This is a genomic window from Anaerolineae bacterium, from assembly GCA_013178015.1.
Taxonomy (GTDB): domain Bacteria; phylum Chloroflexota; class Anaerolineae; order DRVO01; family DRVO01; genus Ch71.
In genome coordinates, this window is sequence record JABLXR010000048.1 from 17,789 (window position 1) to 28,099 (window position 10,311).

8 protein-coding genes and 1 pseudogene are annotated in these 10,311 nt (G+C 66.0%); 5 read left to right on the plus strand and 4 right to left on the minus strand.

From position 1 onward, the window contains the following. Nucleotides 1-16: 16 nt before the first annotated feature. Both HPY83_16100 and HPY83_16105 read right to left on the minus strand, forming a co-directional pair. Nucleotides 17-1,051: a CU044_5270 family protein gene (locus tag HPY83_16100; protein ID NPV09468.1), complete on the minus strand. Its 1,035-nt coding sequence runs from the start codon at nucleotides 1,049-1,051 to the stop codon at nucleotides 17-19. Continuing rightward, entirely contained in the window at nucleotides 1,048-1,695 is a 648-nt protein-coding gene (locus tag HPY83_16105; GenBank protein ID NPV09469.1) for a sigma-70 family RNA polymerase sigma factor, read from the minus strand. The genes HPY83_16100 and HPY83_16105 overlap by 4 nt, the downstream gene beginning before the upstream one ends. A gap of 234 nt (nucleotides 1,696-1,929) precedes the next feature. Between HPY83_16105 and HPY83_16110 the strand changes: the two genes are divergently transcribed. Next, complete coding sequence (locus HPY83_16110; GenBank protein NPV09470.1) at nucleotides 1,930-3,444, plus strand: M81 family metallopeptidase; 1,515 nt, start codon at nucleotides 1,930-1,932, stop codon at nucleotides 3,442-3,444. A gap of 109 nt (nucleotides 3,445-3,553) precedes the next feature. After that, nucleotides 3,554-4,047: pseudogene (locus HPY83_16115) on the plus strand (chloramphenicol phosphotransferase). Between the two features lie 165 nt (nucleotides 4,048-4,212). Here HPY83_16115 and HPY83_16120 read toward each other — a convergent pair. Beyond that, a complete protein-coding gene (locus tag HPY83_16120; GenBank protein NPV09471.1) occupies nucleotides 4,213-5,247 on the minus strand; it encodes a Gfo/Idh/MocA family oxidoreductase in 1,035 nt (344 codons plus the stop codon). A 343-nt stretch (nucleotides 5,248-5,590) separates the two neighbouring features. On the opposite strand from HPY83_16120, the gene HPY83_16125 reads away from it, so the two are divergent. From HPY83_16125 to HPY83_16135, 3 genes are all read left to right on the plus strand, one after another. After that, complete coding sequence (locus HPY83_16125; protein ID NPV09472.1) at nucleotides 5,591-6,805, plus strand: hypothetical protein; 1,215 nt, start codon at nucleotides 5,591-5,593, stop codon at nucleotides 6,803-6,805. Between the two features lie 119 nt (nucleotides 6,806-6,924). Next, nucleotides 6,925-7,869 (plus strand): carbohydrate kinase family protein, encoded by a 945-nt coding sequence (locus HPY83_16130; protein ID NPV09473.1) that lies wholly within the window; start codon nucleotides 6,925-6,927, stop codon nucleotides 7,867-7,869. Then, the gene (locus tag HPY83_16135; GenBank protein NPV09474.1) at nucleotides 7,866-8,594 is read left to right on the plus strand and encodes an HAD family hydrolase; all 729 of its coding nucleotides are present in this window, start codon (nucleotides 7,866-7,868) and stop codon (nucleotides 8,592-8,594) included. Before HPY83_16130 ends, HPY83_16135 begins: the two co-directional genes overlap by 4 nt. A 79-nt stretch (nucleotides 8,595-8,673) precedes the next feature. On the opposite strand, the gene HPY83_16140 is transcribed toward HPY83_16135, so the two are convergent. Next, the gene (locus HPY83_16140) at nucleotides 8,674-9,690 is read right to left on the minus strand and encodes a zinc-binding dehydrogenase (GenBank protein NPV09475.1); all 1,017 of its coding nucleotides are present in this window, start codon (nucleotides 9,688-9,690) and stop codon (nucleotides 8,674-8,676) included. Nucleotides 9,691-10,311 lie beyond the last annotated feature (621 nt).

Here is a 10,311-nt window from a genome sequence, read left to right on the forward strand (position 1 = left end):
CGTCAGGCCGGCCCGATCACGGGAGCCTGGTCACCGTCCCCGATTCCAGATACGTCTCGTAGCCGATGATTGCGGGTGGGTTAGCACCGGTCCAGTCGGCTGGTTCCAGCAGAACTCTCTCCTCGGCGAGAAGGGCGGACGTGGTCGGATCGAAGATCAGGGTGAAGCGCTCTGCTGCTCCCCCAAACTCGGTCCTCATGGCAACCGCGATTCCAGATCGCCCGGCGTGGTCGGTGACTTCGCCGACCAGCTCCACACCTGGGATCTGGGCCGCCACCTTGTAGAGCGCAGACCGAAGCTCTGGGGGTGCCCCCGGCTGTCGCAGCAGGTCCCCCACGATAACGAACATCCCGGCGTCGACAGGAGGATCGGCGTGTTCGGCCTGGGCACGGATGGCAACAGCCAGGGCCTCAGGGTCGGTGGGCAGACTGGCGAAGTCCTCGTAGTGCAGACCTCCCGGTCCGAAGTCCTGGTTGATGGCGTGATCGAAGGACGGCGATCCCGAGGCCTGCCAGTGGGCCCGGTCACACTCGGCCAGGAAGATGGGTCCGTCGAACGTCTCTCGGATCCTGCCTGAACCATCGGGCGCCACCCACAACTCGCGGGAGCGGGGAACCAGCGCCACCACGGGTCGACCGTTTCTGCCTTCCATCATCACCAGGTGCGCTCCCTCGGACCGGGTGTAGCGATACGCGTTCTTGGCGCCCGTCAGGTCCACCGGTTGCTGGGGCTCCAGTTGAACCTGTATGGCGGCCACCTCGGCCAAGTCGTTGAGGACTCCCTGCGCCGATGCCCCCTGATGCTGGGCTGGCGGCAGGCCGGCGAGCAGCAGGACCGCCGTCAGCAGGATGGCGGCACCGACCGCCACTGCAGGCCGGCCCAGAGCCCAACGCTGGCGGGAGCGATACCTCTCCTCAGCCCGAACGGTGCGCGGTCGCGACTGCAGACGCTCTGAGATTATGGGCCACAGGTCGAGACGGTTGGGTATGGCGGTAGCGGCGTACGCCTCTAGGGCTGTGCCGACAGACTGCTTGTCAGGTTGTTCCTTCACAGCTTGCCTCCTGGTTCTATCCCCGAGGCCGCGTGCCTGGGGCCGAATCGAGCCTGCTTCCGCCTAGGGTCAGTGCCGGCGTGGTGGGTAACAGTGCTGGTCAGCAACGTGCGTAGGTGCCTGCGCGCGTCGTGTAGACGCCGCTTGACCGTTCCCAGGGGCCATCGCAGCCGACCGGCGATCTCGGGCTCGGTTAGGTCGAGGTAGTACCGGAGCACGATAGCGGCCCGTCTCGGAGGAGAGAGCCTCTGCAGGGCTTCACCTATGGACTGGGACAGCTCGACGTGTTCCACCAGTTCCTCAGGGCCTGGGTTCGGGTCTACGGTGAGATCGTCCAGCTCGATCTCGTCCTGAGCTGCTCGATCGGCATCGTGAAGCTGCCGCTGCTCCCGAGCGGCGGTCTTGACGGCCGCGTTGACCACGCTGCGCAAGAACCAGGGGCCGAATGGCCGCCTGGGGTCGAACTGGGCGATGCGCTCGTAAGCTCGCACAAATGCTTCCTGGACCACGTCCTCGGCGGTTGCCCGATCACCGGTGATCAGGTAGGCGGCTCGCGTAGCCCGTACCTGGTACCGGCTCACCAGGACTTCCAGGCCACCGATGTCGCCCTCCCTAAGCCGTGCGATGGCTTCGCTTTCGTCCACACTCCACCTCTGGGGATGCGTGTGTTGAGAGGATCCTCCATCAGTAGTATCCTCGATCAGCCCTAAAGGTTCCCGCGTATGTGCCCCATGTTCTAGCCGGGAGTGCCAAGAGGTGAGGGATAGCACAGTGATGAGGCTGATGAGACACTGGCCTACGCTGGTCGGCGAGGGATAGTGAAAGAATCCTAGCGGGAATCAGCGTACCGTCAGGGTTTCATGCGTGAGGAGCAGGACATGCGCGTGTTGGGCGCTTGCGTTGCCCACGAAACTAACACCTTCTCTGCCGTACCCACCACGCTGGAGGACTTCCGGCGCGCGTCGCCCGGGCCCGACCCTGGTGACGGGTCGGGCTTCGGCTCAGGCCAGGCCATCGTGGGCGAGTTCGAGGGCACGCGCTCCATGGCCGGGGGCTTCCTGGATGGGGCTCGCGAGCACGGCCTAGACCTCGAATTGCTGATGTGGACCTTCGCCACTCCCGGCGGCACGGTGCGGCAGGACGCCTACGAGTTCATGCGCGACCTGCTCCTGCGTCGGATGCGGGAAGCAGGGGCCTGCGACGGAGTGCTGCTCCACCTTCACGGGGCCATGGTGAGCGAGGACATTGAGGACGTAGAGGGGGACCTCCTGACGGCGGTCCGAGGCGTCGTCGGGCCGGACGTGCCCATCGTGGTGACGCTGGACCTGCACGCCAACGTCACGGCCGAGATGGCGCGGCAGGCGGACGTGCTCGTGGGCTACGACGAGTACCCCCACAGCGACATCTACGAGCGGGGCGTGGAGGCTGCCGGCCTGCTGGCTGCCATCCTCGAAGGACGCCTTAAGCCTACCATGGCCTATCGGCAACTGCCGCTTGTGACCATGCCGCCCAAGCAGTGCACTCTGCGGCAACCCATGCTTTCGCTGCTGTCTCTGGCTCGCGAGATAGAGGCGCGGCCAGGCATCGCCAACGTGACTCTGGCCCTGGGCTTCCCCTTCGCCGACGTCCGCGACGTCGGCGTGTCGGTGCTGGTCACTGCTGACGGCGACCGGACGTTGGCCGAGGCCACGGCAGTGGAGATGGCCCAGGCCGTCTGGGACCGCCGGGACGAGTTCCAGGTGGAGCTGACCCCGGTGGCCGAGGCCATCGAGTACGCCCAGACTCGGGCCAGGGGGCTGGTGGTGCTGGCCGACGGCTCGGACAACCCGGGGGGCGGGGGCCCCTGCGATGGCACCGTGATCCTGCGGGAGCTGATCGAGAGGGAGGCGCAGGACGCGGTGGTGGCCATCATCGCCGACCCGGAGGCCGTCGCTATGGCAGTCGAGGCCGGGGTGGGCAACAGCGTTACCCTGGACCTGGGGGGCAAGACGGACGACCGTCACGGGCCGCCGGTACACCTGACCGGATACGTCCGGCTCATCTCCGATGGCAGCTTTGTCGGGCAGGGCCCCATGTCCCGTGGAGTCAGGGCACACATGGGCCGGACTGTGGTGCTGGTGGTGGGAGGCGTGGAGGTGGTGGTCACTGAGCGGCGGCTGCAACCTCTGGACGCGGAGCTCCTACGCAGTGTCGGCATCGAGCCGACTCGTCGTCGCATCGTGGCCCTGAAGTCGGCGGTCCACTTTCGCAGCACCTATCAGGACCTGGCCGAGCGCATCTTCGACATGGACACGCCCGGGGTGCACCGGCCGGACTTCTCCGCCTACGAGTACCGGCGGCTGCGACGGCCGGTGTATCCGCTAGATCAGGTCTCGTGGCCGGAGCGGCGATAGAACGCTGATGCCGCTGATACTACGCTGACTGGCGCTGATCATTAGCAGAGGAACTAAGGGGGGATCAGCGTGCATTGGCGCCATCTGCGTGACATTCTGAGGGGATCCCATGGCACAGAGGAAGCCGCCCGGACAGATCGTCAACCTCAACGGCGCTCCCCGATCCGGCAAGTCGAGCATTGTCGCTGCCATCCAGGATACGTTCGACAGCGTACGGATGAACCCGAGGCTGAACGCGGTGATGGATGTGGGCCGCAACGATGCCTGTTCTGTCCCCCGAGGCATTTTGCCCGATTGCGCCCGGCGGTTGCAGGGCCTGCCGGTTCTGTTCGTGGGGGTGCGCTGCCTCCCTGGAGGCCATCGTGGAGCGCCGTCGGGCTTCCGGCTACCTCGCCGGCGAGTTCCCTGATGCCCCCGGTGCCGGAGCCCGTGCTCCGGTGCCACAGGGCAGTCCACCTCCCCGGCATCTACGATCTGGAGGTGGACACTTCGACGCAGACGCCGGAGTAGTGCGCGGCGGCGATACGAGAGCGCCTGGAGCACGGCCCGGAGCCGTCGGCGTTCCGGCGGCTGGCTGAGATGAGTCCAGCGCGGAGCCGGTGACGGACGCCGGGTCGTGCGGTTCTACCCGCCGGCGTAGTAGACTCGGCGACTGGACACCCGGAAGGTGACCAGGGTCACGGCCATGATGATGACGAAGAGCACCCAGGGTGCAGGCCAGGATGGCTTCGGGCTCATCCTGGCCTGCGGGCGAAGGGGGACTCGGCCTCAGTCCAGGAGCGGCAGCTTGACCGCTTCGCCACCCCGCTCCGCCGACATGTCGGCCGCCATGGCTAGTTCGTGCGTCTTGACCGCATCCTCGACGTTGGTGTGCGACTCCTTGTCGTTGATGATGCAGTCCACGAAGTGGTTTATCTCGAGCTGGAACGGGTGATGAGTGACGTCGCCGCTGTCGGGGAGAATGGTGGGGTAGGTGGCCCATCCTCTCTGGCCCGGGTACTTCGAGGGAGACCAGATCAGGTTGTCCTTGATGGTGCCCTTGTCGCCCAGCAGAAAGACGTTGAAGACGTAAGGGCTCACGTTCTCGATGGATGAAGCCACCTTGCCGATAGCGCCGTTGGCGAACTTGATGATCTGCACCTGAGTGGGATCGTACTCGTAGGCGTCGAAGGGAGGGTGATTGCTGCGCACGGAGTAAGCCCTCACCTCGGTGGCCTCGGAGCCCAGGAACCAGCGCAAGGCGTCCACGGCGTGGATGCCGGCCGAGAGCAGGGAGCTGGCACCCACCGACTTCTTCACGTTCCAGGGGAACTGGGCGTACCAGGGGCCGATGCCGTGGTAGTAGTCGGACTCGGCGTAGAACACCCGACCTATGGTGCCGTCGGCCAGCTGGGCCTTGACCGTCTCGAACATGGGGTTCCAGCGCAACACGAAGGAGACCACTGTCTTGACGCCTGCCTGGCGCACGGCGTCCCGGAGGGTACGGAGTCCCTCGAGATCAATGGCGATGGCCTTCTCCAGGCAGATGTGCTTGCCTGCCTTGGCTGCCGCCACCGCCTGCTCCACGTGCAGGTTGGGCGGGGTACAGATGGAGACGATGTCTATTCGAGGATCGGCGAGCATGTCCTCGTAGGAATCGTATATCTTGCAGGAAACGCCTACCTCCTGAACCTTGCGCTCCGCCCCGGCACGGGTCCGGCTCACCACGCCCAGCAGCTCCGTATGCGGGTTAGCACACCAGGCACGCATGTGCTCGCCAGCGACCCAGCCCGTACCGACGATGCCTACACCGTACTCAGCCATCTTCACGCCTCCTAGGCAGGTTGTAGGTTATAGGGGATAGGTCATAGGGGACAGGTTGCCAGTAGTGGGGTTTCCCCCTGTCCGCCGTAACCCACCCTGGCTCTCGCGGGCCTTTATACCAGACCGCGGCGGGATGTAAAGCGGCAGGAGAATGGGCCCCCGATTACGCTGGCATGACACTGACGTCCGCTGAGTCTTGTTGGTTCGTGCAGCATACTCAGCGTACGGCTGCGAAGTCACAGCGTTCGCTTGGCTGCCGTGCGTTTCCAGCCGGGCTCGGGGGGGTATAATGAGGGGGCCGCGGGGTCACCGGGGCCAAGCATGAGCGACCGGAGGAGGGGCAATGCCTCACAGCCTGGGCGATGCCGTTCTCGCCACCTACTACATCGAGACCGAGGGCGACCTGCGACGGGTGGCCGAGCACATGGTGGAGCTGGAGACCACCGGGGCCTGGCAGGGGCCGGGAGAGCCCACGGCCCTGTTCAAGGAATGCCGCGGAGAGGTCTACGAGGTGAACGAAGTTGAGCCGGGCAAGGGCACCGTCTCGGTCTTGTTCCCTCTCATCAACATGAACCTGGAGGAGGCGGCCTATCCTAGCCTCTGGCTTACCATGGTGGGCGGTGGCACTCACGCCCTGACCACCTATGAGAAGTCGCGGTTGCTCGACTTCCGCGTGCCGGACCAGGCGCTGCGCTACTTCCCCGGCCCCCGGTTTGGCATCGAGGGCACCCGGGAGCTGCTGGGAGTGAGGCCGGGCGAGCTCATCGTGGGCACCATCGTCAAGCCCACTGCCGGGCTCACCCCCGACGAGGTGGCCGAGATCTGCTACCAGGCGGCCTTGGGCGGGGTGCGGTTCATCAAGGACGACGAGAAGATGCTCAACGTGCCCTACTGCCCCCTGGGCGAGCGGGTGCGCAAGGTCTCGGCGGCGCTAGAGAAGGCCAGGGACAAGACCGGCCAGGAAGTCCTGTACGCCCCTCACATCACCAGCAACCCCGACAGGCTCAAGGACAACGCTCGCATTGCCCTGGCGAACGGTGCCAACGCCCTCATGGTCAACTTCTTCGCCGCCGGCTTCTGGTCGCTGGAGGCGCTGGCGCGGGACACGGACTTCATGGTGCCCATCTACGCTCACTGCGGGGGCAAGGAGGCCTTCAGCCGGGCCCCCAACCAGGGCGTGGATGCCAACGTGGTGGCCAAGTTCGCCCGCTTGCTGGGGGGCGACTACTTCCGCATCAGCACCGTAGGCGGCTACATGGTAGGCGGCACCCGCGAGGAGTTGCTTAGCCTGAAGAACGTAATGGTCGAGCCGCTGCCAGGGATCAAGGACATGGTTCCGGCCATCTCGGGAGGGCTGAAGCCCTCGAACCTGCCCCAGAACCTGGACATCTTCGGCCTGGACGTCATGGTCCTGGCCGGGACGGGGATCACCTCGCATCCTATGGGCATAGCGGCGGGTACCAAGGCCATGCAGCAGGCAGCTGAAGCCTTCCGAGCGGGCGTGGGCCTGTACGAGTACGCCCGCGAACACGAGGAACTGCGGGCGGCGCTGACGTGAGGGAAGACAACCTAACCTCCCATCCACGCCATCTGGGTGCGCCAGATGGCGGGCTTCCCGGTGAAGGAAGGGGGGAGAGAAGCTTCGCCTGTCTTCCCAGGGGAGAGGTTCCCCTGGACGTGTTGAGTGTGGGGAACTTCTGCGTAGACCTGTTGGTGAAGCCGGTGCGGCGGCTGCCCCCGCCGGGCGGGCTGGAGATCATTGACGAGTACGAACTGCAGACGGGTGGGTGCAGCAACAACTGCGCCATCGCCCTGGCCCGGCTGGGGCTGTCGGTGGCGACGGTGGGGCGCGTGGGTCAGGACCGCACGGGTGACATCGTGCTCGATCTCCTCGCCCGCAATGGGGTGCGTACCGATCTGATGGTCCGCGATCCGTCGGCGCGCACGTCTCTCTCGGTGGTGGTGGTCAACGAGCGGGGCGAGCGCTCCTTCATCCATCATCCGGGCGCCACCCAGAACCTGTCCCTGGGCGATGTCCCCTGGGAGCGGTTGGAGAGTGCCAGGGCGGTGCACGTGGGTGGGGCCTTCCTCCTGCCTCGGCTGGACGGCCAGCCGATGGCCGAGCTTCTGCGCTGGGCTCGGGAGCTAGGGGCCATCACCTTCGTGGACACGGCGGTGGATGGGAAGGGCAACCGACTGGAGGTGCTCGAGCCCATCCTGCCCCACGTGGACTACTTCCTGCCCAGCGAGGCCGAGGCCCTCGGCATGACCGGGTCGGGTGTGCCCGAGGACATGGCCGCCTTCCTGCTGGCGCGGGGGGTGGGGACGGTCTGCATCAAGTTGGGGGAGCGGGGGTGCTATGTGGCGGGAGCAGGGGACGAGGGCCGGTACGTCCCCGCCTTCGACGTTGACCCGGTGGATACCTGCGGGGCGGGCGATACCTTCACCGCCGGGTTCATCGCCGGCATTCTGAACGGCCTGGACTCGGTGGGCGCTGCGCGGCTGGCCAACGCCGTGGGCGCCATGTGCGTGACCGGCCTGGGGGCCACCACGGCCGTGGGCACCTGGGAGGAGACGCTGGCGTTCATGGCGAGGACGCCCACGAGGACGGCTGCCGCATGAGCCTGCGCGACGTCCGCGCCATTTCCTTTGACGCTGACGGTACTCTCTGGGACTTCGAGCGGGCCATGCGTCACTCGCTCGCTCTGGCGCTGGAAGAGATGCGCCGCGAGGTGGGCTCGGCCGCGGCGGGTCTGGACGTAGAGGAGCTGATCCGCATCCGCGACCGAGTAGCTGCGTCCTCGAAGCGCCTGTCCCTGGAGGAAGGGCGGCTGGAAGCGTTCCGGGAGACCCTGAGGGGGATTGGGCACCCGGATGAGGCACTGGCGCGCCGGCTGTGTGCGCTCTATCTACACCACCGCTTCCGCGACATCGAGCTGTACCAAGATGTCCTGCCGGCGCTTCAGCGCCTAAGGGGCCGTTACCGATTGGGCCTGCTGACCAACGGCAACACCAATCCCGAGCGCTGCGGGCTGGCGGGCGTGTTCGACTTCGTGGTTATGGCCCAGGAACAGGGGTTCACGAAGCCGGACCCTAGGCTGTTTGGCCTTGCTATGGCACGGGCGGCTTGCCAGGCGGACGAGATCCTTCACGTGGGCGACTCCTGGGACAACGACGTCATCGGGGCACTGAACGCTGGACTCCAGGCGGTATGGCTGAACCGCGAGGGCAAGCCTGCTCCCGCTTCGATGCCCGGCCTGCGGGAGATTCGCTCGCTGGTGGAATTGCCGGGGCTGTTGGGAGTGGAGAGAGGACCCTCACCCCCTGACTCCTCTCCCATTTCGTAGGAGAGAGGGAGTCGAGTCTCCCCCTTCTCTCACAAAGTGGGAGAAGGGGCCAGGGGATAAGGGCCTTCGCTCCCCGCCTCTACTCCCCCCACTCCATGACCACGCCCAGGTACTTGTCGCGCTCTTTGGCCAGGTGCTCGAAGAGGTCCGCGCTCTCTGCGCCCTTGATGCGGTGAGTCACCAGCCTCGCGAAGCTGAGCCGACCGTGCTTGATCAGCTCCCATCCAGCCTGGATATTCCTCTGCGTGGTCCAGGGGTAGTATGAATTCTCCTGCTCCGCCGCCGTGCGCGAGTGGGCCCCGATGACGGAGATCCCACCGCGGTGGATGTCGTTGTAGGTGTCGAGCTCTACCGTTCCTCGTGGGCTGCCCAGGATGACCACTCGGCCCATCCGGCCTGCCACTCTTAGGGCGGTGGTGAGCACGGTGGGGACGCCGGTGCCCTCGATCACCACCTCGAACCCATTCCCCTCTGTGAGAGCCCTGGCCTCTGCCTCCACGTCCACCCGCTCGGGGTTAAGGGTGTAGTCCACACCGCAGTCTCTGGCTATCTCCAGCCGCGAGTCGAGCGGATCCACGACCACGACCGGTGCCGCTCCAGCTGCGAGGGCGTACAACGCTGCGGACAGCCCGATGATGCCGGCGCCGAAGACGATGGCCCGCTCGCCCAAAGTGGTACGGGCCAGCCGGATCCCGTTCAGCGAGATGGAGGCGTGAGCGGCGACGACTGCTTCCAGGTCTGACACGCCCTCGGGTATCCTGAGCGGTCTCCTGGCGCTCAGGTCAAGCACGTGGAAGCGGCTGTACTCCCCACCGAAGGCCACCCGGTCGCCCGCGCGATAGCCCTCCACTCCCTCGCCCACCGCCCGCACCACTCCCACGGTGTGGCCGGAGGGATAGTGGGGATAGCTGGGCCACACGCCTGGCTTGTTGATGTTGATATGGGTGCCGGTGTAGATGGCCATCACGGTGCCGTAGTTGATCACGTTGAGAGTAGCCTCGACCAGAAGCCTGCCGGGTTCTGGTCGGTCGGGGATCTCGATGTCCTCCCACTGGGCTTGCCACGAGCCCGGGAAGACGATGCGCCTGTCTTTCACGTTTGGCCTCCTTGGACGGCTAGGGCGCTCTCCGGCGCAAGCCGAGACCGCCAGGCAGCAGAGACCTGGCGGTCTGGTGAGCGCTGGCGGACTCTAGCCTTGCCTGATGAAGTACTGCTCGACGTTGGTGTTGGCCGGGCTGAGGAGCTCGGCGCCGGATAGGGCGGTCTCGGGAACGTTGCGGAAGTTGTTCTTCACGATGACGACGCTGGCCTACCAGCTCCCTCCCCTCCTGGGCTGCGAGCCCGGTCAGTGAGCTAGGAACGCTCTGCTTCGACCGCAGGCAGTCCGGGCGCCCAACGGCCCTGTCGGCACACTATCGGCTGGGACGGCCTTGGTCAAGTGGGAGACGGCTGAGGAAGGAGAGGCAGGCCGTCCACATAGCAGTGGCGCAGGCCGAATTGGCGTGCTATGGATGCCCAGCCAATTGGGAGAGGCCCGGCCCCACCAAGAGCCCGCCCCTTCGCTCAGCTTGGGGCGAGCTCCTTGCCTCCGAGGGCGATTGCATCTTATTGGTTTATGAGGCTAAGTAAGTAGTCCTCATTCCAGCCAGCGGCCTTGCGCTTGGCCTTGATACCGGCCTTGATGGTGGTGTCTTGCTTGAGCAGGCTCAGGGCCAGG